The 22,355-nt window shown below is 57.6% G+C and carries 20 protein-coding genes; 16 read left to right on the forward strand and 4 right to left on the reverse strand.

Features of this window, described 5'->3' with window-relative positions; genetic code table 11:
* Positions 1-420: 420 nt before the first annotated feature.
* Positions 421-2,175, reverse strand: a complete 1,755-nt coding sequence (locus tag BJD12_RS22880; RefSeq protein ID WP_005989662.1) for an ATP-dependent helicase — start codon at positions 2,173-2,175, stop codon at positions 421-423.
* A complete protein-coding gene (locus BJD12_RS22885) occupies positions 2,175-2,993 on the reverse strand; it encodes a hypothetical protein (RefSeq protein ID WP_039422634.1) in 819 nt (272 codons plus the stop codon). Before BJD12_RS22885 ends, BJD12_RS22880 begins: the two co-directional genes overlap by 1 nt.
* A 798-nt stretch (positions 2,994-3,791) precedes the next feature.
* Here BJD12_RS22885 and BJD12_RS22890 point away from each other — a divergent pair.
* The 12 genes from BJD12_RS22890 to BJD12_RS22945 all read left to right on the forward strand — a co-directional run bounded on the left by BJD12_RS22890 (position 3,792) and on the right by BJD12_RS22945 (position 15,682).
* On the forward strand, positions 3,792-4,076 hold the full coding sequence (locus BJD12_RS22890) for a hypothetical protein (protein ID WP_005997792.1): 285 nt from the start codon (positions 3,792-3,794) through the stop codon (positions 4,074-4,076).
* Positions 4,077-4,235: 159 nt separating this feature from the next.
* Positions 4,236-4,424: a hypothetical protein gene (locus tag BJD12_RS22895; protein ID WP_005997790.1), complete on the forward strand. Its 189-nt coding sequence runs from the start codon at positions 4,236-4,238 to the stop codon at positions 4,422-4,424.
* 208 nt (positions 4,425-4,632) lie between these two features.
* On the forward strand, positions 4,633-5,247 hold the full coding sequence (locus BJD12_RS22900) for a single-stranded DNA-binding protein (protein WP_005997788.1): 615 nt from the start codon (positions 4,633-4,635) through the stop codon (positions 5,245-5,247).
* A gap of 88 nt (positions 5,248-5,335) precedes the next feature.
* Positions 5,336-6,277 (forward strand): hypothetical protein, encoded by a 942-nt coding sequence (locus BJD12_RS22905; protein WP_005997787.1) that lies wholly within the window; start codon positions 5,336-5,338, stop codon positions 6,275-6,277.
* Positions 6,278-6,281: 4 nt separating this feature from the next.
* On the forward strand, positions 6,282-7,163 hold the full coding sequence (locus tag BJD12_RS22910; protein WP_157999010.1) for a RecB family exonuclease: 882 nt from the start codon (positions 6,282-6,284) through the stop codon (positions 7,161-7,163).
* 454 nt (positions 7,164-7,617) lie between these two features.
* Positions 7,618-8,391, forward strand: a complete 774-nt coding sequence (locus BJD12_RS22915) for a hypothetical protein (RefSeq protein WP_005997785.1) — start codon at positions 7,618-7,620, stop codon at positions 8,389-8,391.
* A 70-nt stretch (positions 8,392-8,461) separates the two neighbouring features.
* Positions 8,462-9,520 (forward strand): AAA family ATPase, encoded by a 1,059-nt coding sequence (locus BJD12_RS22920; RefSeq protein WP_005997784.1) that lies wholly within the window; start codon positions 8,462-8,464, stop codon positions 9,518-9,520.
* A 10-nt stretch (positions 9,521-9,530) separates the two neighbouring features.
* Positions 9,531-10,196, forward strand: coding sequence for a hypothetical protein (locus BJD12_RS22925; RefSeq protein ID WP_005997783.1), 666 nt, complete (start codon positions 9,531-9,533; stop codon positions 10,194-10,196).
* A gap of 229 nt (positions 10,197-10,425) precedes the next feature.
* Positions 10,426-11,493 (forward strand): DUF3150 domain-containing protein, encoded by a 1,068-nt coding sequence (locus BJD12_RS22930; RefSeq protein ID WP_005997782.1) that lies wholly within the window; start codon positions 10,426-10,428, stop codon positions 11,491-11,493.
* Between the two features lie 9 nt (positions 11,494-11,502).
* On the forward strand, positions 11,503-13,443 hold the full coding sequence (locus tag BJD12_RS22935) for a vWA domain-containing protein (RefSeq protein WP_005997781.1): 1,941 nt from the start codon (positions 11,503-11,505) through the stop codon (positions 13,441-13,443).
* A 265-nt stretch (positions 13,444-13,708) separates the two neighbouring features.
* A complete protein-coding gene (locus BJD12_RS22940; protein WP_005997780.1) occupies positions 13,709-14,848 on the forward strand; it encodes a DUF7146 domain-containing protein in 1,140 nt (379 codons plus the stop codon).
* Between the two features lie 57 nt (positions 14,849-14,905).
* Positions 14,906-15,682, forward strand: coding sequence for a hypothetical protein (locus BJD12_RS22945; protein ID WP_039422639.1), 777 nt, complete (start codon positions 14,906-14,908; stop codon positions 15,680-15,682).
* Positions 15,683-15,734: 52 nt separating this feature from the next.
* Here BJD12_RS22945 and BJD12_RS22950 read toward each other — a convergent pair whose 3' ends face one another.
* Complete coding sequence (locus BJD12_RS22950; protein ID WP_005997776.1) at positions 15,735-16,148, reverse strand: protein-disulfide reductase DsbD N-terminal domain-containing protein; 414 nt, start codon at positions 16,146-16,148, stop codon at positions 15,735-15,737.
* 134 nt (positions 16,149-16,282) lie between these two features.
* Here BJD12_RS22950 and BJD12_RS22955 point away from each other — a divergent pair, with 134 nt between their 5' ends.
* The 4 genes from BJD12_RS22955 (at position 16,283) to BJD12_RS24465 (ending at position 21,710) form a co-directional block, all read left to right on the forward strand.
* Positions 16,283-18,595, forward strand: coding sequence for an ATP-dependent helicase (locus BJD12_RS22955; protein ID WP_005997774.1), 2,313 nt, complete (start codon positions 16,283-16,285; stop codon positions 18,593-18,595).
* Between the two features lie 159 nt (positions 18,596-18,754).
* Entirely contained in the window at positions 18,755-20,086 is a 1,332-nt protein-coding gene (locus BJD12_RS22960) for a hypothetical protein (RefSeq protein ID WP_031424584.1), read from the forward strand.
* Positions 20,087-20,327: 241 nt separating this feature from the next.
* Positions 20,328-21,200 (forward strand): hypothetical protein, encoded by an 873-nt coding sequence (locus BJD12_RS22965; RefSeq protein WP_126941434.1) that lies wholly within the window; start codon positions 20,328-20,330, stop codon positions 21,198-21,200.
* A 3-nt stretch (positions 21,201-21,203) separates the two neighbouring features.
* On the forward strand, positions 21,204-21,710 hold the full coding sequence (locus BJD12_RS24465) for a hypothetical protein (RefSeq protein WP_005997770.1): 507 nt from the start codon (positions 21,204-21,206) through the stop codon (positions 21,708-21,710).
* Here the strand turns inward: BJD12_RS24465 and BJD12_RS22970 are convergent.
* Positions 21,707-22,339 (reverse strand): hypothetical protein, encoded by a 633-nt coding sequence (locus BJD12_RS22970; protein WP_031424586.1) that lies wholly within the window; start codon positions 22,337-22,339, stop codon positions 21,707-21,709. The genes BJD12_RS24465 and BJD12_RS22970 overlap by 4 nt on opposite strands.
* Between the last annotated feature and the right edge of the window lie 16 nt (positions 22,340-22,355).

The following is a 22,355-nucleotide window of genomic DNA, read 5'->3' on the forward strand; positions in this document are numbered from 1 at the left end:
GTATCGATTTGCAGGAGATCCACGTCGCCGACGCGGCCGGCAGCTGCAGCACCTAGTGCGATCGCTACGTTGTGGCCACCGCGACGGCGCTGGGCGCAGCCAGGGGCAGGTGGCGGTGCTCGATGCCGGCGCTGGCCAGCTGGTCGACCTGCATCTGCACCGGGAAAATCCACGGTGATTGAGTCAGGATCTAGACCACGGATCTGAGCTGCTAGGTGTTGCTCAGGTGCTACGCGGGTGAGCGGTAGTGCTAGCGACCGGTCCGGCATAGCCAGAATGCGCGGCAGCCCAGCGGTGCTTGTAGAGGCGCTGGATGCAATCACAGAGAACCTGGTTGCACCAACTTTGCAGCCTCACAAAGCTCTAACGCGGCAAGATCGAGCTTTGGTTGCCTCCGAGCTCAGACCTTCTGCACGATCACTAGATCAAGCCAGCTTCCGCCAGGAACTCGGATGGCTGCGCGTCGGAGTTACGTTGATAGCTGAGGAACAGATTGAGTTTGGCACGCGTCATTCCGACGTAGAACAGCCGTCGCTCTTCTTCGACTGGCGACTGATTGGAGGGGATGACGCCCTGCTCGCAGCCGACGATCCAGACGTGCTTGAATTCGAGTCCCTTGGAGGCGTGCAGGGTCATCAGACGCACTGCATCGGAATCTTCGTCTGTACCTTCTGCTTGGCGCTGGATGTGCTGCAGACGCTGCTTAAGAGTGCCTGAGAGGCGCGCTATGCTGCCCTCGCAAGACGCGAGTAGTCGATTGTTGCGTTCGATGGTGGCCCGACTGGCCTGAGCGCCGTACATGTTGCGGCTCATGAACATGTTGAGTCCTAGGAACACCCGATCCACACGACTTGGATCCTTGGCCATCTCCACCCACGTCGGCACCACGCTGGCCAGTCGTTTAACCATGGGTGAGTCCGACTCGTCTGGCTCGTTCAAGAAGCGCTGCAGAGCACCTGGGCGCGAGGCCATAACGCGGCTGGTAATACGCGTCAGATCGCTTTCATCAACGCCACCGCGGCGCAACAGTTGGTCAAAGCCGGCCATGTCGCCAGCGGCAAGTGATTTAAGCACTGATAGGAACAGGGCAGGGACTTCCAGTTCCCAGAATGGCGTGCGCCCGGACCGTGTGGAAGGGATTCCGCTCTCCTGCAGGATCTGCTCCACCTTCTCCAGCTGGCTGTTGGTTCGGGCCAGCACTGCCCAGTTGCCGTAGTCGCCATTGTCCAGAATGGCAGCAGTGAGCGCCGTGTTCTCGGCGCCACGATCAGGAAAGCGAAGCACGCGGACCTGTCCATGTGCCTTGTTTTCGGTGACCAAGTTTTTGTGCAGGCGCTCCGCGTTGTAGGCGATGAGTTTGGACGCCGGCGCGAGGATCTCGGCTGCACAGCGGTAAGTCGTGTCTAGATTCACCACCTGGGCATCAGTTAGCTGCTGGAACTCGGTCATGCATTTGTAGCCGCCAGCGAATCGGAAGCCAAAGATGGACTGATCGTCGTCGCCAACGACCGTGACCTTGGCGCCGTGCTTGATGTGCTCGGCGATCCACTTGAACTGGATGTCATCCGTGTCCTGGAACTCGTCAGCGAGCATGTAGTCAACTTTGTACGGCACAACGAAATCGGGGTGGCCAGCACCCTTGGCCATGCCGCGCGTAGCGAGCAGCAGCAGATCCGAGAAGTCGTGGAAGCCACGTTCGGCCATCAGTTCGCGGTAGCGGAGGTAGACCTCCTCAGCCATCTGATTCTGTGGTGAACCAAAAGAGTGATCGATGTGGGTTTTGAAGTATTCGACCTTCGAGGCGATCTCATCGAAGGGATAGATGTTGGTCTGCGTCACCACCTCGGAATAGGCGGATCGCATGATGGCGCCAGCGGCCTGCGCTTTAAGATTGACGCGCTTTCCAGATCGTTCGAGTTGCCGCTTAGCCAGGCTGTGAAAGGTGCCGCACACCAGTCGATCCCCTAGTTTGGGATTCTGCGATCGGATGCGCTCCTCCAATTCGCCGGCGGCGGCGGAGGTGAATGTCACGGCAAGTAGACGACTGGCCGGGTCGAGCTCGAGCAAATGGGACGCCCGGAACTTGAGGACCGTCGTCTTGCCCGAACCGGGGCACGCACAAATCATGGCGTGCCCCGAGGCCCGGACTGCTTGCTGCTGCCCAGGGTTAAGCATCAGACCGCTGCTAGACCGGCCTGGCCGGCATCACCCGAGGCGGCGTCATCGAGATCGTCCAGTTCGTCCTGCAGTTGCTCGACGGTGGCTACTGGTCGATCACCGGCATCGGTCGGCAGATCGCCTCGCGCCTTCAGCATCACGTAGGTGTGCTTCAGGGAGCGAATGAAGCGCTTGACGCGATTGCGCCACTGCGAGGTGATCGCAACGCGTTCGGCATTGAGCATGGCCGAATTGAAGGTAAGAGAATTGGTGATGTAGTAGAGCTCGTCCAGGTCTCTCAAGATGTTGAGGAGCATCACAGCGTACTTGCTGGACACCGGCACATCGACGGTCTTGGGTACGTAGCCACCACCAGAAAGGCTAACGCCTTTTTCTTTGGCCTTCTGCCGCATACGCTTCAGATCGTTGGCCAAGTCGGAAGCCAGAGCGCCGACAAGAGCCGACATCGAAAGCTCGGTTTCCTTGATGCGCTCGATGTTCTCGTTCTGATAGTGCGGAAGCACGAATTCGATGTTGTAGAACGATTCGTGTGCATGAGCGAAACCGACGTCGGCGAGCTTCACGACCTCCAGGCTGCGGAGCGTGACTGACAGACTCTCGCGATAGGCGCCGTCGGGAATGTCGAAGCCGGCGATGCCCTTCGGCGGCTTGCGGGGCGGAGCAGACGCGTTGGCTTTCTGGACTACTGCGACAGTTGAGACAGTTTCGGCGGCGGCAGCAGCAGTGCGAACCGCCGCGGGACGGGGGTTGTTGGGCTTTGGTGCAGGTGGCGCACCCGTCGGGGCGTCCTGCGAGGGCTGGACAACAGCATTCATGGGTATTCCTTCCTGTACGGCGGATGCCGTATAGCCATTCTTCAAGACCGACACTGCGCGGAATGTGCGTTTGAACGGGCGTTTTGCCCCTCCATTGCTGGGGTTCGTTGCATGCAAGAAATATTTTCGAAAACAAGTTTTCAATTGAGCAACTGCCCTTGACACTCCAGCCGAGCCACATCTAAGCTTTCACACAGCTTGGTTGTGTTCGACTTTTTAGTCTTACCAACCCGATGAGAGGTCCAGAGGCCCAACCCTCCAAAAATAAGGGGCCGAATCCATCCTTTGAGATGGTCTATTCAAGTCAGCTCGCTGACATTTTTACCGGCCTAGCGCCGACATCAGATCCACCAAGTGTGGATACCGCTAACAAGCGGTCACCCAGTCCAGTCACGCCTACCTTCAATCGTGTCGATTGTTGCTGTGCTTCGTGCTGGCCGCGTATCTGACGGCATGTGTTGTTCGCATCCCGATACGTGACTTTGTGTCTGCCTGCCCTCCCAGTTGGGGGTCAGTTGGGCACTGGTTTGCCTGCAATCCACTTTGGCCGACGCGACGTTGCGCTTTGCGCTTCGCCCGCCACTGTGTTTTGCATCCAAGCCTCCACAGGCTAATGACGATCTTTGATCGTGAAGTGCGCCCTGATCGGCGACGTCTGTGCAGTCTCTCTTATCCCACGGGGAACAAAAGTTCCCCGCCAGGGGTGTCTTTTTGTTCTCCGGGGGTGTTTCACACCTCCCGGCCAGTGCCACCGGGATTTCTATTTCATCCGGTTGGCACACCGGTGAGGAACTACCCATGAGCAAGAAGCCCCAAGCCATTCGCCTGTCCGCCAAGCGCCAGCAGAAAGACCGTACATGGTTGATCGTCGGTGTCATCTTTGCAGCAGTCCTGGTCCTGTTCTCTGTCATGCGTGTTACCGACAGTGACATGGCCCGTGCAGCGGCGATCCAGCAAGTGGAAATCGATACCGAATGTTCGGCTAAGAAGGTGCACCCCCTGGTTGCCTACGCCACTGGCGCAGGCATCGAGGAAAGCATCGACGCAGCAGTCAGCGGCGATATCTCCGGTTGCAATCGCTGATGTAGTGGATCTGCATCAACTCCATTGGCCCTACGGGGCCAGTGGAGTTCTAGGCGACTGACTTGCACCCCTATCCCGTTGCCGGACGCGGGTCTCCCACCGAATGCACTTCACAGAGGTGCATTCGGGGGACACCCGCCCCGTCAACTGGAGAAGATCATGAACAATGCTGATGTAAACGTCCTGATGGGACGCCTGCTCGACCGTGAACCGTTGGACAGCCACGCTGAACTGGAGCAGGGGTTGTCGAACCAAATGGACATGAACTCTCTCCGAGCCTTTGCGCGCGAAAATGGTTTGATCCGCAAGGCAGGTCTAGTGCCTGCACGCGTGGCGGCCGGAGCATGAGCAGGAGTTCGGCCTAGACACCCGGCAGGGCAACCCTGTCGGGTGTCCTTCCTCAAGCGCTCTAGTGAGCATTTGAGGAAGGACACCATGGTGTTCTCTCGGTTGCGTGGCCCTGCCACACAAAAACTGGGGTTCTTTCCCCCTTCAATTTCAGAACCGTTTTGGTTCGCACCCTTGGGTGTCTATGCAACCGTGAGAGATCATCATCATGAGTATCAACAATGTCGTTGTATCAGGTCGTCTAACAAAAGACGCTCAGATTGTGGAATCAGATGACAGGCCAGGTCGTTTCGACGTCGAGTTCGTTATCGCGATAAACCACAAGCGTAACGCTGCCAGTATCAGTGAAAAAACTACTTTCCTCACCGTCACGATGAACACGACGGAAAAGGGTGCAGTGTTTTTCTCCCGCAGTCTGTACAAGGGGAGGGCCGTGCTTGTAGTTGGTGGGATCTGCAGTCGTACTTCTCTTGCGCCTGGAAAGAGCAGTCCCTCGATTTACCTGGAGGCTGCCTCGATCGAGGCGATGGGCGATGAGCGACCGGCAGCCCAATCCATGCAGTGTGGCCCCGAAGGTATGATCGAGTCTGAGCCTCCAATGGAGGAACGGACCCCGGTCAAACCCGCTCCGCGGGTATTAGCAGTGCAACGTCCAGGCGCCCAACCACCGCCTGAGTCTTCAACACCTGCTCCTACGCACCAGTACGCGTCGCCCGGCCAAAGCCATGGCTACACAAGTGACGCTGCCGCCCTCTACAGGGATAAAGGGATGAGCTCTGCCGAAGCCGGCGGCTCAGTGGACCTGAACCTGTGCCGGTGGTAACCAGAACCTAGCCTTCAACACCCATCCCTGGGTTCGATTCAACCCAGGAGGGTCGCGCGCATGCGTGCCTGGGTTGTGGAGATAAATCATGTCTGCAAAGTATCAAGTCACCGACGGTCCTTTCAGTGGAACATTGCTGGACAGGTCCCGGCTTCAGCCGTGGCGTTACGCAAATGGAGATCCCGTAGTCATAAATGGGAAGGAAATGAGCGAATGGACCCCGGACTACCTCACGCCGATCTTTTTGAGGGTTTTCGACCCCCAACTGGGCTGGTCCGTCACAACGGACATGGTTGTCCTCAAGGGTCTAAAGCTGCCCGACTATGCCAACCCTCTAGTGGAGAACGGCGTCACCGTGAAGACCAGCTTCGGTGGAGACGTGCCGTCGATGCTGCAGGTCGTCAAGGTCACTGCAACTCTGTCTGACCCTGAAGGAAAGGTCATCCACGCGGTCTCCATCCTGCAGGGCATCCACAACATCAACTCAACGGACCTCGGTTTGAAGAGAGCACTGCTGCAGCTGTATCGCGGAACAGGCCTTCCTAGCTCACCCGAGGGGCAAAACCCGGTTTTCGTTCCGCAGAAGCCTGAAGAGGCGGCAGCATCCACACCGGTCGCTTCTGTGTCGCAATCGGCTAACCAAGCTGCTGCTGCCCAGGCCGTGCTTCAGATCCGTCCGATTTCCCAGACGGCTTCGAGAGCGGAGGGCGACGATTCGGACGTTGGTGCTGACCAAATCTCCTCTTCGGAAGCTGAGTCCGCAATCGAGCAACCTACTTCGCAAGAAGTAGTGCAATCGGTGGAAGTAGATGCCAAGAGCAAGTCTTCCGAATCCGGCGCGTCTTCGCAGGTTAAAACTGCTGAGGCGGACGTGGCCACAGTCGACAACAGCAAGATCGATCCTCGCTTCCTTAACCAGCTCACGCACTTCGCAAAGCTGGCGGGGGAGGACGTTCGCCAACTGAACGACGACACGGACGCGAAGGCAGAGTTGGTACGAATGCGCCTTGTAGCTAATGGGAGGGGTTGATGCCATGCAGAAAACCCTATACCTGTCGTTCTCGTCTGACTCTACCTACCTAACCTGTCCGCGGCAGTACAAGCTGACGAAGATCGACCGACTCACCTGTATCCAGGAGAGCATGGCCACGATGTTCGGAAAGGTTGTGCACACGGCCATCCACCTGTACCTGAAGTCGGAGATAGACGGCGCACTGTTCACGGCTCCTGAGTTTTTTGAGCAGGAGTTCGTGCGCAGAGCATCGGCGACCAACCTTCGGCTTCCTGCCAACTGGTCCATCCAGGACTTCATCGACTGCGGTAGGTTGATGATGAAAAGGTTCGACGAGTTCTGGAAGCAAGGCGAGTATGAAGTGGTCCTTGATGCCAAGGGTGAGCCGATCCTTGAACGCGAGTTCAAGATCGGTCTGCCTGAGAATATTGAGTACACCGCTATCATCGACGTCATCCTGCGCCGTAAGCGTGATGGTTGGATATTCGTCTGCGACTGGAAGACACCGGCTCAGGCTTCGTTTGAGGGCTTTGCACTACTATCTGAGCAGCTAACCGGCTATCAAGTAGTGGTTGAAGCGTTCATGGCGGAAATGGGTCTTGAGCGGCTCGACGGCACCATGTTCGTTGAGCTACTGAAGCGCAAGGTGCCCGTCAAGCGCGGTGCAACTGGTCCGATGGTCGAAAAGCCTTGTGTTGTGCGGATGCGTAGTGAGGAAGAAAAGCTGGAGTGGATGCAATCTCGGCTTGAAACTGGCCGGAACATCAGGGCAGGGAAGTTTCCAAAAAGGCCACTCAGTGCGTTTTCCTCTCCATGTACTCTCTGTGATATGCGTAACCTATGCATGGTCGGATCGATGGATGGTCTTGTTGTTCGAGAACCATTCCAACGACGTGCAGCATAGAACTAAAAAGTCGTAGTCGGAGAAGTACAAGACGACTGTGAAGAAAACTTGTTTTTGTCAGTGTGCCGGGATTCGCTTATGCGATCCCGGTTTTTTTCCGAAAACCGGTTGACACATCAACTGCGCACCCTTAAATTTGATGTGCATCGACACGCCGGTCTGGGCGCCGCTAAAGCCCCATTATTCAGGTCTCCGACCTTTCAACAGCGCCCGTTCTGGGCAAACGTCCCTGTTCATTCCAGTGCCCTTCCCACGGCGGGATTGCGTGTGCGCTTTTCATCGAGCGTAGAGGCAATCCAAGTCAATCGGGATCGTGGGCTTCGTCGCCCTAGTCGATTTTGTCAGCTGGTCTGACAGCTCCGTGAAGCTCAAATCACGACATCAATCCCGGTCGGGACGAACTCCCGACTCTGGGGCTTCGTCTTAGCCGGTTCATCGACAAGACGGAGACACCATGAAAGATCGCAAGCACAAGCGCCAGAAGCGGCGTAACAGTCAGGGCAGCCACGATATACAGCCCCAGTTGTTCAGTATCACGGTGACGGACTCGGATATCGAGGTAAGTCATCGCTACACTCGGGACGGAATGCTTGACCTTCTGATCAGCTCTCGCAAGAAGCAGGGCCGATTCTCCAAGGATGCATTTCGTATCAGGCGGCCTGGCAAGGATCGTAAGAAGACCTTGCAGTACAGGCTTCAAATGCGGACCCGCGAGACTGAGCGCGTCGTCGAGTATGTCTCCAAGCCTGCTTGTTCTCGCTACAGCGAGGCGCGCGTCAGGGGAAACGACACGGAATTTAGTCGCGAGGAGATCATCATCATCCACCAGAAAATGCTGACAGCCTTCCAAGAGGCCTTCCAGCAGAACTGGGCAACCAACAACGCCCGCTTGATTGAGTTGGTTGTTTGGATGACCGCAAGCCGACCGAACGACCCGTTCTCTTACGAGACGTGTTGCTACGTCAGCAACGTCGATCCGGATATTGTCAGGGATGCAATCCTGAAACAGGTTCGGGCTCGGTACAAGCATGAGCGACTCCATTACGACGTGTTCCGCCAGTCAGTATTGGCAGCGGAACGTGGCGATGCGGATGCGCTGATGTGGCTCTACAGCACGGACGAATCGGAGTTCTCCTTCCTGGGGCTCTGCAAGATGTTCGACTTCGAGCCGAAAGCTGGACGTTCCACGATTCGCGTGCCCTCAGGCATCGCGAGCCAGGTCGCATAACTACAACTAACCCTACTGGGGAGAATTCTCCCCGACGGGCGGACTCCCCTTTTCCACACTGGAGTCCACCATGTACAACTCTAATCTCGAAGCTATCACTATCCCCGCGAACGACCCGTTCGCCGATACCAACGCATTGGCAGCCTCACCCCTGGACTACAGGGTCGCGGTCAGCAAAATGCAGGCAATCGGTCTGACCATCGGCGACGCTGACACAATTGTCGGAGTGGGTACGAAGAACCACACGTACCTATCGGCATTGAACCCCTACTTTCACTTCGACAACATCGAGTTCGACCGCCTGTTCTCTATGGCTTTGGCTCGTGAGTGGTCGCGTGATGACGCGGAGCCGCGTCGAGGGTTGCTGGTCAGCGGGGATAGCGGCACCGGTAAGACCACACACATTCGCCAACGGCTTGCCATCCAAGGCATACCGTGCATCGAGGTTACGATGCGGGCGGATATGGAGCCTACCGACCTGCTGTACACGCGTTCTATTGTTGGTGGTGACACCATCATCGAATACGGTGCCGGTGCTCTGGCTGCTAAGCACGGAATCCCATTGGTCATCAACGAGATCGACGCGGCCAAGCCCAGCACATTGCTGGGTTTGAACGAGTTCTTCGATACCGGCACGGTGGTCATTACGGAAACCGGCGAAGTCATCCACGCCAAGCGCGGATTCCAAGTCCACGCTACCTGCAACTCTAAGTTCCTGGACGATCCCACGGATGCCTTCGCGGGTACCCGCGGCCAGAACGCCAGCGTGCTGCGTCGCTTCTTCAGCATGGTGTACGACTCCCCAACGGCGGACCAGGAGGCTGATTTCATCCAGTCCCTGTATCCGGATCTCGATGCCGGCGTCGTCAAGAAGAAGGCCACGTTTGTCGTGGCACTGCGCGATGCGGGCAAGACGCCCACCAAGATCGGCAATCAGAACGTTCAGCTGTCTCGTACTTTCTGTCGCTCGATGGTGATCGACTGGCTGTACCTGGAATCGACCTTCGGCTACATGCTGAACCGTGGCGTTTCACCCGGGCTGTACGCCCTAGGCCCGGTCCTGACCAACTTGATGCCAGATCATGAAAAGGAAGCCGTAAAGGCCCTCTACGAAACGATCCTCGTATAAGGGGTAGCACATGGCCCCGATCATCCTCCGCAAGCGGGAGGCCGACGGCACATTCAAAAGTGTCGAGGTCTCCAAAAATAATGTCGGTATTACCATCACAACTACCAAGCCCGGAAAGAGGCCCAAGACGGACGTCGAGGGTTTCGGTGCACTAAAAGTCCCCGAGCAGGACCGGATCAACGAGATCGTTGGCTCGTACCTTGCTCAGGGATACTTCTCGGAAATGCTCGATGCAGCCCAGGAACCGCTTGATTTTTACACAGCCCAGTTCCTCGACATGGACGCAGTCCACGCCTTCCTTATCGATGTCCGCCAGTCGGGCGTGGTAGTGAAGGACGTGCCGGGGCCTTCAGGCCTCGACCTTGAGTTCGACGGATTTATTGCAGCCGTCAAGAACAACTTCAAGGGCGTCCAAGTCACCACGTATGTGCCACAGCGGCAAAGGCACCAGGCTGTCCCGGTGTTTTTCGCGATGTCTGCATGCGCTGTTGATGTAGCTGCTACCGACGCTGACGCCAATGCCTTCGATGTCAAGGAAGCTTTCCGCCTTGTACATCGAACTGGAAAGGTGCCGGTGGAAGCCATTTCCCTGCTGTGCCACCTCGATTTGATTGCGAAGCCACTTCCTCCGCCAGCGCCAAGGGCAGGGAGGGTTGCGTTCTCAATGTCGCTCTGACCACCAACAGACCCCTCTCCGAGGGGTCTTTCTCCTGCCTCCGCCGGCGACAGCAGAAAGACCCTTTTGAGCCCCTGGCTCTTACGTCCACAGGCCACGTTAGCCTGCTCAACTACCCGACCGGGACAGTAATGTCCCCTGGGGACTTTATCTGTTCAGTCGGGACCAACATCCCGCCTGCGCATCGGGATGTCATCTCTCTTGTGGGTCGCGCACCCGGAAGATTCCCATGACCATCTCAATCAAAGACTCGCCCATCAGTAAGCTCGTGATGTTTTCACCCCAGGTTTCGATCTGGTCGGGAACCCTCAAGATCGACCGCGATCTGGACTACAAGGACATTGCATCCACCCTTCCGCCGCAGCAGTTCGCATCGGATGGCCGTAAGAACCTGGTGGACCAAAAGTACCTGGCAGGACCGCGGAAACTGCGTAAGCGCCTTGAGCGCTTGCTGAAGACCGAGGGTTTTTCACTGATCGGTGACTGCGTGGCAGTGAATGAGGATCGTGCTGTAACGGTACTCAACGAACTGCCGAAGCTGGAAGCAGAGTTCATTGCTGAGGTCGATTCATTCATCGCTTTCTTGCAGTCCGCTTATATGGAGCAGGTCGATAAAGCGCCTGTCGAATGGAAGGAACTCCTTATGAAGGGGCGCCTTACCGCCGATGAAGTGCGTAAGCGCTTTGCCTTCAAGGTGGGCGTCTTCAAAATCACCGCCCCTGCTGAGAACGATGCAGATCCCATCAATGCGCACTTCGCCAACACCATCATGGTGAATGCGACGCCGCGGCTGATGGAAGACGTAGCGGCCGAGGCTCGGGACATCTTCTTCAATTCGTTCATGGTTCCGGTGGAGCCCAGCAACCCGAAAGGGAAGCGTCGGTTCAAGGATTCAGTCACTCAGGCGACCGTCAAGCAAGTCACCCGACTTGTGGAAAAGCTGAGTGACTACTCCTTCTTGGATGCTCGCGTGTATCCGACCGTCACTTCTCTGCGCGTCATCCTTTCCAGTCTTCCGTTCACCGGTCCGCTCAATGCACAGCAGACCAGCACCTGCTCTACGGTGCTGCGTCAGCTGATGGATCCGGAAACGACACTTGGAATTGGCGAGGCTTTCGCGGCCAACCCCAACGCACCCCAGCTTCCCACTACCCCCGCCCAACCGACCCTTTTTGCAGGATCGACCACGGCGCAGCCTGCAACGTATTCCGACATCCCCTCGGTAGAGCCAGCCGTCATGGTGGCCAACCAGAGTCTGTCGCAATCACGCCGCCAGCTGTTCTCGCAAAACATCTGAGGTCACTACATGGACAAGAATCAATGCAGGACCATCCTTCGCACCGCCCTTACGGGCGGTGCGTTGGATCCCAAAAATGCAGTTCGCTCCGCAATGGCAACGCTGGGCGGCATGCCCATTGCACTGACGGGCCTGGCTTCGGCCACGGGATGCCAGGTGCATGTGGTTTACGGTGCAAGCGATTGCGGTTCCACTGACGGCAAGGTCATCAAACTGATGAACCTGCCGATTCCGGACAACAAGAACGACATCGACACGCTTTTGCTGATGTCGTCGCTTGCATACGGGCTGGGGTACCACGAACTGGGGCATGTATCAGAATCGGATTTCTCGGTTCTGGCGCATCTCAAGAGCGTGACCCCTTTGGTGGACTCGCTGTTTGGGATCATCGAAGACGTGCGCATGGAGAATGCGTTCATCGGAAAGTGGCCGAACACCCGAAAGTTCCTCGACAGTCTTACCCAATCGCTCTACCTGATGGATCGGTACACCCATGTGACGGCTGAAGCCACTCCCATGGGCGCACTCACCGGCTACCTGCTGTACCGGCTCTACTGCGACTATCGCGGGGACGTGGGCACGAAGGAGCTGGCCTTGGAGGCTTATGCGACTTGTGAGTCGAAGTTTTCCAAGGGGTTCATGACGCGTCTGGATGCAATGCTCCCGCAGCTGGACCAGCTCTCCTGTACCGCCGATTCGCTGACCATGGCCAGGAACATAGCCAAGTTCATCGAGAAGGCCAAGGAAGAGGTGGAGCAGCAGCGCCGGCCAAGCCAGCAACCCTCCGGGGCGGCTGACCAGATGGGACAGCAGGGGCAAGGCGATCACCTTCCGCAGGACGGACATGGTGCTTCTGAGGGCTCTGGCGATAGCCAGGACCAGCAGGATGCCCAGGACGACCAGCAGGGCGCCTCTGAAGGCTCTAGCAGTGACCAGGGTAAGAAGGGCGGCGCCAGTAAGGGCAAGAGCAACAGGCCTGACTTAGGGAACACGGGCAACGACGAAATCTGTCCCGGCGACGGGGCGGGTGGAGGCGATAACACGGTCTTGGCGGCACTCCAGTCCATTCTTGACCCTTCCAACACGGACAAGAGGGCCGGGGAACGATCAGATGCCATCAAGGATGCGCTGGCACAGGTGGTCAATCAGGTGGCACCCCGCTCGCGGGGTGAACTCAAGATCGACAGCCCAGCCATGCACGTCAACGTTTCTAACGTCACCACCTCCATCAATACGAATGCCAATCCGGATTGCGACATGGGTGCGGCCTTGGCTGTAACCAGTCCACTTCGACGCTCGTTCCGGCGGAACATGGAAGCCATTTCTGCAGCTGAAGTGAGCATCCACCGGCGCGGACGTCGAATGTCGACCTCACACATCCATCGTGTAGCTGTCGGCGATAGCCGGGTGTTCAAATCGGTCTCAGAAGAGATTGCACTGGACACCGCGGTCGTACTGGGCCTGGATGCATCCAGTTCGATGTCCGGAAGCAAGATCAAGCTAACGTGTGAGGCAGTCTATGCCTCGGCTGTGGCTCTGGAAGGAATTGAAGGCGTCACTTGTGGCGCGTTCACCTTCCCGCGCAACAACATCATCCTTCCATTCGGACGCAAGGCAAAGCATGTACCTGGTCATTTCCAGCTCCATGCATCTGGCGGCACGCCGATGGATGATGGTGTTTACCTGGGTATCCGGATGCTCCAAGCGCAGCGCAAGCCACGCAAGGTGATGATCCTGACTACCGACGGTGAACCCAATAGCGATCGCGTTGAATCCACCAAGGCAGCCGTTGAGTACGCCTTGAGCCTGGGTATCGAAGTTGCAGTGATGGGCACCTATGGTGCGCGTAACGTCTGCGGTTTCGAGAACTGGGTTGATCTGACCGACATATCGCAACTCCCCGAGGTTGTTACACAGTTGTTTGGCCGCAAGTTGATGCGAGCGGCTTGACACAGGACATCCCCAACCGGCCATCAGGCTGGTTGGGGAGACTCCTGGCCTGGAGAGTTCATGGGCAAGCCCCTAGCTTGCCGATGCACTTTCTGAGGCTCGCCTCACGAACGGGAATCGGCCCGCCAATACCGAATCAATCACACCTTTAGAACCACCTCAATACGCCCGAACCGGGCACTTCAAAACGCCTCAGAACACGCCATGCAACAGCGGCGTGCTGATCGCAATTGCCAAGCAAAAACCGCGTACCTAAGGAGCCGACATGAACCGCATTCGCACCGCAGAAGAAGAACAGGAATACCGGCGTAAGCAACAACACGAAACCAGACTGCTCAACGAAACACTGAAGGGCCGCTGGGACCAGGTGCTGCCGGGCCTCATTCCTGGCCTGGATCTGGCCGTGGAGAGAGGACACCAGCACCACATCACTTGCCCGTTTCACGGCGGTGTCAACGATTTCCGTATTTTTCAGGATTTCGCTGACACTGGCGGCGCCATTTGCTCTTGTGGCAAATGGACTGACGGATGGGCATTGTTGATGCACGCCCGCCGGTGCACCTTCTTCGAAGCCAAGAAGATGCTGGTGGAGGCGCTTGGTGGTCGCTTCGACGCGTCGAACCTTCCGGTCCGATACGTGAAGGCCAAGGATCCTGACGAAGTTGCGCGGAAGGATGCTTTCAACAAGAAGATCGTTCAGCAGATCTGGGGCGATGCATTACCCCTGACCGATGACCGTTCTGCACCCGTTCGGCGCTGGTTCTACAACCGGCAGCTGCACGAAGTGCGTGGGCCGCTTAATGTGCTTCGCTGTCATCCTGCCCTGGAATATTTCACCGAACGCAATGTGACGCATACAGGGCCGGCCATGGTGGCGATGATGACGGACATCAACGGACGTACCTGTGGCTTGCACCGCACATGGATCACCAATGATGGGCGGAAGGCGAACGTCGAATCTGTACGTCGGCTTACATCCTCCATCTCTACCCACCCCATCGAAGGCAGTGCCGTCAAGTTCGACACCGAGCCTCATCCCGTTTTGATGATCGGGGAGGGCATCGAGTCGTCCTTGGCTGCCCGCGCCATTGCTGGTTACCCTACCTGGTCCGCGCTCAACCAGAACCAGATGACGAAAGTAGAGGTTCCCGACTACGTGCAGGCCGTAATTGTGTGGGCTGATCGAGACCACAACGGAGTCGGCCAAACCGCAGCGGCCGAACTTGTTGCCCGCCTCCGAAAAGCAGGCAAGAAGGCTGTCTGCGTCATACCGCCGTTCGCTCCCGCCCCTGGCGAGAAGACGGTTGACTGGAACGACGTCCTCCGGTCCCTCGGACTTGAGGAAGCTCGCAAGCTTCCGATCGTGCTACAGGTTCTCGAACCATTGCGCGCTTCACTAAACTAATCCATCCAACCCCATCACCCCGGCGCTTTGACAGGCCGGGGTTCTACTATGGTTCCTATGTCACTCACTCCTCAGCAGAATTTGCTGCTCCTTGCTCTATTTGTAGCCATCCCCCTGATCGATTGGCTCTGGCGTGTCACGTGTCCGCTGATGGAATGGCTTTGGCGGGTTGCGTTCGACAAACGGGTACGCATGCGGTGGCCTTCCGATCAACAGATGATGGTCGTTGCTCTCTATGTTTTTTTGCTGTCGTGCGCACTACTAGTCACGCTAGGTGCTATCTCAGTTGCCAATCGCCTTAATCTGATCTACTCCTACTACCAATTACGATTGAATTTGTATCTGGTAACAGGTGCGCTGACAAGCAGCGTTCTTGGTGTCCTAGCAGCCATCCTTTGCCGGTACTTCACCCACGCGAAGCCGCGCCCCATGCATGCCAGCAATCATCATCACGCCAAGCAGCGATGGTATGCCTATCAGCTTGAGCATGTTGGACGCGATCAATATGCACTGCATTTCAACAAGGCCAATCGAATCCACATGCGGAGCAAGTGCGACGTTAGCCTCAAGGTTTACCCTTACATAGCCCTGACGGCAATTCTTGATCTGCTTGGCCCAGGTAAGACGCTGTTTCTGACAACGCCGAACGCCGATCTATACTGGGCAGTGAAGCGACAGCGGTCGACGTTGGAATCCGCTCATCCTCAGATTAGGGTCAAACCCTACGCCACGCCGCTGAACTGCATCATCGGTGCTTACGGAAGCTGGACATACAAGTGGGGCATTCCTCTAGGGAAAGCCGTCATTAGCCGCGGTTACACCATCAACACCTAAAAGAAAAACCCCGGCCATCTGCCGGGGTTTTTTTGTGCCTGTTGATTCTGAGTCATCGTGTCGTGAGTGTTCGCACCTCAGCCGGATAGCAGAGTTGGTCCTTCAGGCAGCCCTGCATCTTGAGCCGTAGCCGCACCCTAGAGGCCTGGTCAGTCGACATGCCGCGAACGACAACGCGGCTACCGGCATCAAGCACCTCCTCACGCCCAGCGACCGGATCATCAATCACCTTGGTGCCGCCGATCTGGTAGCTTGTCAGCTGAAAACCCTCCGTGTCGATAATCGACAAGCGGTCACGATAGAGGTAGTACCCCTCCGGAATCTGGAACGAGATGACTAAGGTGTTCGCGTCGTAGGCCGAGAGGGTCGGGCGGAAGGCCTGGGCGGCCGAAAGGGGCTCGTCGTAGGCAGCCAGGGCGAGGGGCGCGCTGGCCAGCATCGCGAGGAGGAGGGCAATGCGTTGCATGCGTGTGTGAGTATACGAAGAAGGTCCCATCACGGTAGCAGCGGCAATCAGCGCCCGAAACCAAGGTTGGGGGGGCTTTCAATGCTCCCCCAAACCCACTTTGGCGACACTCCCAAATGGCCTAGTCTGAACACATGAGCCGACGATTCACGGACGAACAGATTGCCGTAGCAAACCACGTCACCGGGCACGCACTGGTGTCTGCGGTTGCCGGCGCCGGGAAGACCACCACCTTGGTGGAGCGCTGCCGGCGGCTGATCGCCACCGGCATTCCTGAAAGCCAGATTCTCTGCCTGCAGTACAACAAGGAAGCCCAGCTTGATTTCAGCAGCCGCCTGACCAGGCGCATGGGCACTTCCGTCATCCCCCACGTCAAGACGTACCATGCGTTCTGCTTGGCAATGTGGAAGCAGCTTGAGCAGCAGGGCCATGTCGGCAGGACCCTTCAGCCAAAGGATTCAGCCTCGGCTGAAGACGCGATGATGCGGCAAGCCCTGAAAGACCAAGCGGGCAAGGGCGTCTACGTCTCCCAGGAGCAGTTCGAGATGCTGAACTCGCTCAAGACTCTGACTAAGAGCTGCTTTGACACACCCGGTACTGTTTACGATCGCACCGACATGCCATACGAGGCCCGTACGTTGATTGTGGGTGCGTATATCAGGTTCGAGAATGAGCGTCTCCGCAGGCGCCTGCGTTTCTTCGATGACCAAATCTACGACACTGCCGTGACGTTGCGCGGTAACCCTGAGCTGTGGAGCCTGTTCCGCGGACGCTACCAGCAAATCCAGGTGGACGAGTTCCAGGACATCTCAGAAGTTCAGATGAGCATCCTCGAAGGAATCACAGGTCCGGACACGACCGTGGTGGTGGTCGGCGATGCCGATCAGGCGATCTACTCTTGGCGCGGCAGCAAGGTTGCTTACATCGTGCACGAATTCGCCGCGCGTTTTACTCCGTGCACTCGCTTCGCTATGTCACGAACCTTCCGATTCGGTGACGAATTGGCGCTGTTCGCCAATCATATCGTGGTCAACAACAAAGAGCGCGACGACAAGATCAGTATTGCTGAGGAAGGCAATCCCAACACGCTGGTCGAACTGACATACCCGGTGAAGGGGCGCAACGCCTTCATCATCAACTTGTTGCAGGAGCGCATGGCCAACGGTTCGCTGAGCGATGCCGCCATGTTGTGCCGCAACTATAGTCATTCGGTCCCTCTGCAGATGGAGATGCTGATGTCCGGCATCCCCTTCTTCGTCTATGGCCGTGAAGCAACGCTCTACAATCCTGAGATTGGCTGCTTGGTGGGCGCCATGGCAATGGCCGCCGACCATTGGCCTTTCCCTACGCGAAGCATTCCGCGGTTCATTCAGGCCATGATGGTCGCTCCTACGGTGTTTGTGTCGAATGCCGTGACCCAGATGCTCACCGTCAACGCGATGGAGGTCTTCGAAGATCAAGGCTCGCAGGCAGTGGGGAAGGGCATGCTGCAGGCCGTGAAGCAAATTGCTTCGATCGTCACGCAGCACGAAATGGAGCGCTTGAAAACGGGCCTGCCAATGCTGAAGGACCGGGCAAGCTTCATGGAGATGCTCTGTGCCGGTGGCATGCGGTCATTGCGCCCTGGCCAAGTGATCGACACCTACATCCAGTACACCAACCTGATCGACTCTCTGCTCAAGCACTCACGCACTCGCGAAGATGGCGAGGAGAAGGTCCGGAATGTACAGGCGATGCGAGCTGCCGCTGAGGGCTTCGAGACGCTGACCGCGTTCTTGGATGAACTGGGACCAATGGCCGCTCACGAAAAGGACAAGCCGCCCAAGCATCCACACGTGCGCATTCAATCAGTCCATTCAAGCAAGGGTGCCGAGTTCCCACTGGTTATCCTTCCCAGCTGGAACGCCGGCGTCGTTCCAGCTAACTCGCCCCTGGACGCGGAGGAGGAGCGCCGGCTCGCCTACGTTGCCGTGACCCGTGCCAAGCACCACCTGGTGATCCAGCACGCAGAGGATCCGATGCTCACCGGCTGGATCGAGCAATACGAGGACTTTCCCCCCGCCAACGACGGCATTCGCCGCGCCAGTCCCTACCTGTTTGAGGGCGAGCTTGGGATCTCGATGCGTGTAGCCGAGGCGGTGCGCGACGGTGTGCAGGACTGCATCACCCTCCGAAGCCCGCGTGTCGCCCAACGCTACATCGAGGCAAAGGGGATGGCAGGCCTGATTCGCATCGAAACTCTTCCTCACCTGGCGGCCCTCAGCGCAGGTAGGCCACTCACCGACATTTCCGCCCTTGCCCCGGGCGCTCAAATCTGGAGCCGCGGCCGAGGCACCTGCGAAGTGATCGGTCGCGTGGGGACATCTCCTGCGTTCCACATCCGACTGGCCGATGGCAGCACGGCGTACGAAGTGCTTACCGAGGGTGGCGACTGGATGGTGCTTTAAGACTTTAACTGTGCCGCTTAATTTCTCCCCCAAACTCATTTCCGAGTGATCGTGCTCGCTGGTACAAATGAAGTGAACAGCAGCTCCTTACACTGATCGCAGGCTGTGCGATTAGAAGATGAAAGGATGTGCTGGGAAACTTTTGCCAGGGATCAGCACATGAGCAACCTCGTCCGTCCGCAAGTCTTCAATGGCCTCTTGGAGAAGGCCGGTCTCGCCCAGCTTGACCCGGGTGAAATCTCAGTTCTGTTCTCCAGCATTCCGCCGCAGTATGGCCAGAGCCTGGTCGCTGGACTGCAGCAAAAAGACGCTACGTCGACCAGTCAGATCCGTGCATGGTCGCTTGCCCTGAAGCTGCACAGCCGCATCATCAAGTCGATCTCCAATACCATCTCGTTGTCGGACGTGTATGCCACCTGCAAGCTGAAGGGAGCGAAGCTGGTTGGCGACCTGCTAGCCAGCGTTGAGGCAGGTGATGCCAACGCCACCGAGTTCCTGACCGCCCACCTGCGCGACGGCTTCAAAGCAGTTCGTGCCCAGGGGCTGCCCGCACTTCTTGGCCTGTCGAGTGCGGCGGCACCTTCCGCAGGCCACCAGCAGGAACAGCGACAGAGTGCGCCGAGCAACAGCGGCATCAACTCCATGCCGCCTCCGGGCGATGATGCCGATACGACCTCGGACTTGGAGCATGCCAGGCAACAGCATCGGCCGGCGCCGCAGCAGGAGCGCCACCAGCACCATGTGCAGCCGCAACGCCATAACCAGCAGCAGAATGGTGGCCAGCAGCGCCAGCACCAGCCGCCTCCGCGATCGGATAATCGCAGCCAGAGCCAACAGGCCCGCGACTACGAGGACCGCCGCGTGGTTAGTCATCCCACACGTGATCGCCAGCAGCAGGGCAGCTCTGGCGGCCCGCGCGTACCGGAGGAGTCTAAGTACGACCAGAAAGCCTGCTTTGGACGGGACACAGCAATCCAGTTCGAGCGCTGCGTCAACAACCAGAACACGAATTACACGGTCAACATCGCCATCGCAAAGGCGAACGGACAGTCCACGCGCGGCGGCATGAACTGGGACGGCAAGATCACCCTGATGTGCGTGCCAAAGGAAGTGCAGCTCATCACGGCAGTCCTGCGAGGGTTCCTGCCAAAAGCACGATTTGCTGGCCACGGCGCCAACAACGAAAAGTGGATCGAAGTGCAGGAAACGGCGGACCAGTATGCCGGCGCCATTCGCTTCACGATCGCGCAAGGGAAAGACATCCGCAACGTCAACGTTGGACCGGACGATGTGGGCGAAGTTCTGGCCATGTTCTACCGGACGTGCAAGGACCAGCTCAAGGAAAAGGACGGCTACTTAGTTGACCAGGCCATCCGTCGCGCCGCCGACTTGCACACCAAGTCGCAAGCTGCGAAGGAAGCCCGCGGCGGCGCCGGCGGTGGCCAGCGCCCGCAGGGGAGCGGTTACGGGCAGCAGCGCCGCACGGGCTAAGGCGTCAGGAGGCGGGGCAGGGACGCCCCCGATTCAATGCCCGCCCAACCCGGCTTACGAACGCAAAGCCGGCTCGCCAGAATTGAGCAATTCCTTACACACTGCCCATATGCGTTCCAAGAAACCCATACAACGGCGGACCAAGAATCCGCTGCTAGCCCAGCGACGAGTCGGCCTCAAGTCAGGCGCGATGCCGACGTCCGCGCCAACAAACCTACCGCAGATTCCGGAGTCGGTCGTCTTGGACCTACTCAGGCTGGAGGATTCGGTCGACGCTCTCGATCGGATCTACCAAAGCGTGCTCTCGGCGATCGAGCGGCAGGCCCGCGACGCAATCTCGGTGAACGAGAACCTATCCGAAGTCTTCGCTCAGGGAGCTTCAGTATCAAACGGAGCCCCGTTGCTGGATTGGAGCGCCGAACGTGCCGTTTCCCCACACGATGCGTTCCGTCAGCTCGCAGAGCGCCTAATGACAGCACTGAGGCCGATTTTGGACCCGTCTGGATCTCTCAACACAGTTCCATACAACGACCTCATCGAATGGCCGGACATGCCCACAGTCGGCCGCTCAAACGAGCGTCTACTTGCGACGCTGGACTACGCACGCTCACGCAGCCTGCGGACCTTCTTTGACGAAGTGAAGGCTCGTTTTCAACCTGAGAAGGTCCCCGCCAATGCAGCGCTGCTGGCCACCAACGATCTTATGGCCGGATTCTGCGTCGATCAGCCGGACATCATCGTGCTGCCAGTCAAGCGCAGCTCCGGCGCAGCGCAGTTCGTCATCCGCCTGCTCAAGTCGCCGCTGACCATGCATATCAGCCGACAGAACCTCAACATCATTCTTCGCGTCAACGCAGCGATCGCCACTCTGGCGAGGTTGAATGGTCGGCACAAGCTGGCCACCACGATCAATGAGGGCAGTTCGGCAATGCTGCTCAGGCTGACGGCGCGCCAGAATCAATTCAGCGACCACGACAGGCACAACTTTGCCGATGACTTGATTGTTGTGATGCGGCCGGACCACCTGCAGTACCACGTGCCAGAAACGCTCTATGAAATGATCAAGGATGCATTTCACAGCAACTGTCCAAGCGTTCTCATAATGCAAACGTGACCCATGAAGAGAATCTTCCTACCTCCGATGCTTCTCGTTCTTTCTGCATGCGGGTCGCCCTACACCACCAATGACGACCTGGTAAGCAATCTGGCTTTGTCTGAAGGTCACAGCGAATGCATATCGACAAGACTGAAAGCAGTTCTCGATGCAGCCCGCGTGGTAGAGGTCATCCCACGCTTGCACAAGTGCACCGTCATAGGAAGAGCAAAGTCGTTTATGACAACCAGCACCAACCAGTGCCAGAGCCAAGAAACGTCTGTACATTTTGAACGTCTCTACAATAGAACATTGACCGATTCGCTCAATCAAGTCGGATGGATCTCAGACAGTGCCCCGACGAGGATCGCTCGTACCGTAAAGGGTGACTACGCAGTCTTCCTACCAGGAGATGTCGTAGCGAAAAGTCTTCCTGGCAACCAATGCGACCTATTCGAACTGAAGGTGCGTGCCGGTCTGTCGATGCATATCAAGTATGCTGCTGCAGTGAAAGCGCAAGGGGCTCATTAGCGTAAATTTACAGCTCGATATTGCTTCTGTTTGCCATAGCGCGGCCCGCTCTTCTCGATCGTTGCGCAGAGGCGATTCTCTCCGCAAGGCGCCAAGTCTGCTTGAGAGACTAGCTTCCAATAGCCAATCGAGGCGCGAAGCTGCACCAATTCGTTGCGTTTCTCGTTGATGATGCCCAACGCGAAAGCCACGGCCCCTAGGCCCAGGATGCCTGCTACGAGCATTGTGGCCGAGGCGATCCACATGCGCCGCGTGACCCTAGTCTCCAAAGTATGCTGCGCTTGCTTGTAGCGCTGCGTGGCCTGCTGCAGCGTCTGGTCAGCATTGACCATTTCTTCATTGAACCGCCTTGCTGCAGGCTCCAGCGTCTGGCCGAGCGCCTGATTGGTCAACTGGGTCAGCCTCGGCAGCGCGTTTTCCAGCACTCGATTCACCTTGTGATCGGCGCTACTCACCGCGTTTTGGAGCAACTGGAGTTGCTCCGCGACCACATCGCGCAACCGTTGTTCGCGCTGTTGCGTCGAAGACATCAGGGTCGCCAGTACCGTGATGGTCTCCTGCAACGACGCGTTCGATGCATTCAATTTCGTCATCATTTCCGCCATTGCGGCAGCGTCTTGCCTGTCCATGAGATCTCCTAAGCTC

The sequence above is a fragment of the Xanthomonas vesicatoria ATCC 35937 genome (assembly GCF_001908725.1).
In the GTDB taxonomy this organism is placed as follows: domain Bacteria; phylum Pseudomonadota; class Gammaproteobacteria; order Xanthomonadales; family Xanthomonadaceae; genus Xanthomonas; species Xanthomonas vesicatoria.

Excerpts from the sequence above, each read along its gene's own strand:
- BJD12_RS22970 (WP_031424586.1), bottom strand. The coding sequence starts at position 22,339 with ATGGACAGGCAAGACGCTGCCGCAATGGCGGAAATGATGACGAAATTG.
- BJD12_RS22910 (WP_157999010.1), top strand. The coding sequence starts at position 6,282 with ATGCAGAAAACCCTATACCTGTCGTTCTCGTCTGACTCTACCTACCTA.
- BJD12_RS22955 (WP_005997774.1), top strand. The coding sequence starts at position 16,283 with ATGAGCCGACGATTCACGGACGAACAGATTGCCGTAGCAAACCACGTC.
- BJD12_RS22905 (WP_005997787.1), top strand. The coding sequence starts at position 5,336 with ATGTCTGCAAAGTATCAAGTCACCGACGGTCCTTTCAGTGGAACATTG.
- BJD12_RS22925 (WP_005997783.1), top strand. The coding sequence starts at position 9,531 with ATGGCCCCGATCATCCTCCGCAAGCGGGAGGCCGACGGCACATTCAAA.
- BJD12_RS22940 (WP_005997780.1), top strand. The coding sequence starts at position 13,709 with ATGAACCGCATTCGCACCGCAGAAGAAGAACAGGAATACCGGCGTAAG.
- BJD12_RS22950 (WP_005997776.1), bottom strand. The coding sequence starts at position 16,148 with ATGCAACGCATTGCCCTCCTCCTCGCGATGCTGGCCAGCGCGCCCCTC.
- BJD12_RS22960 (WP_031424584.1), top strand. The coding sequence starts at position 18,755 with ATGAGCAACCTCGTCCGTCCGCAAGTCTTCAATGGCCTCTTGGAGAAG.
- BJD12_RS22895 (WP_005997790.1), top strand. The coding sequence starts at position 4,236 with ATGAACAATGCTGATGTAAACGTCCTGATGGGACGCCTGCTCGACCGT.
- BJD12_RS22945 (WP_039422639.1), top strand. The coding sequence starts at position 14,906 with ATGTCACTCACTCCTCAGCAGAATTTGCTGCTCCTTGCTCTATTTGTA.
- BJD12_RS24465 (WP_005997770.1), top strand. The coding sequence starts at position 21,204 with ATGAAGAGAATCTTCCTACCTCCGATGCTTCTCGTTCTTTCTGCATGC.
- BJD12_RS22880 (WP_005989662.1), bottom strand. The coding sequence starts at position 2,175 with ATGCTTAACCCTGGGCAGCAGCAAGCAGTCCGGGCCTCGGGGCACGCC.
- BJD12_RS22900 (WP_005997788.1), top strand. The coding sequence starts at position 4,633 with ATGAGTATCAACAATGTCGTTGTATCAGGTCGTCTAACAAAAGACGCT.
- BJD12_RS22930 (WP_005997782.1), top strand. The coding sequence starts at position 10,426 with ATGACCATCTCAATCAAAGACTCGCCCATCAGTAAGCTCGTGATGTTT.
- BJD12_RS22915 (WP_005997785.1), top strand. The coding sequence starts at position 7,618 with ATGAAAGATCGCAAGCACAAGCGCCAGAAGCGGCGTAACAGTCAGGGC.
- BJD12_RS22935 (WP_005997781.1), top strand. The coding sequence starts at position 11,503 with ATGGACAAGAATCAATGCAGGACCATCCTTCGCACCGCCCTTACGGGC.
- BJD12_RS22890 (WP_005997792.1), top strand. The coding sequence starts at position 3,792 with ATGAGCAAGAAGCCCCAAGCCATTCGCCTGTCCGCCAAGCGCCAGCAG.
- BJD12_RS22885 (WP_039422634.1), bottom strand. The coding sequence starts at position 2,993 with ATGAATGCTGTTGTCCAGCCCTCGCAGGACGCCCCGACGGGTGCGCCA.
- BJD12_RS22920 (WP_005997784.1), top strand. The coding sequence starts at position 8,462 with ATGTACAACTCTAATCTCGAAGCTATCACTATCCCCGCGAACGACCCG.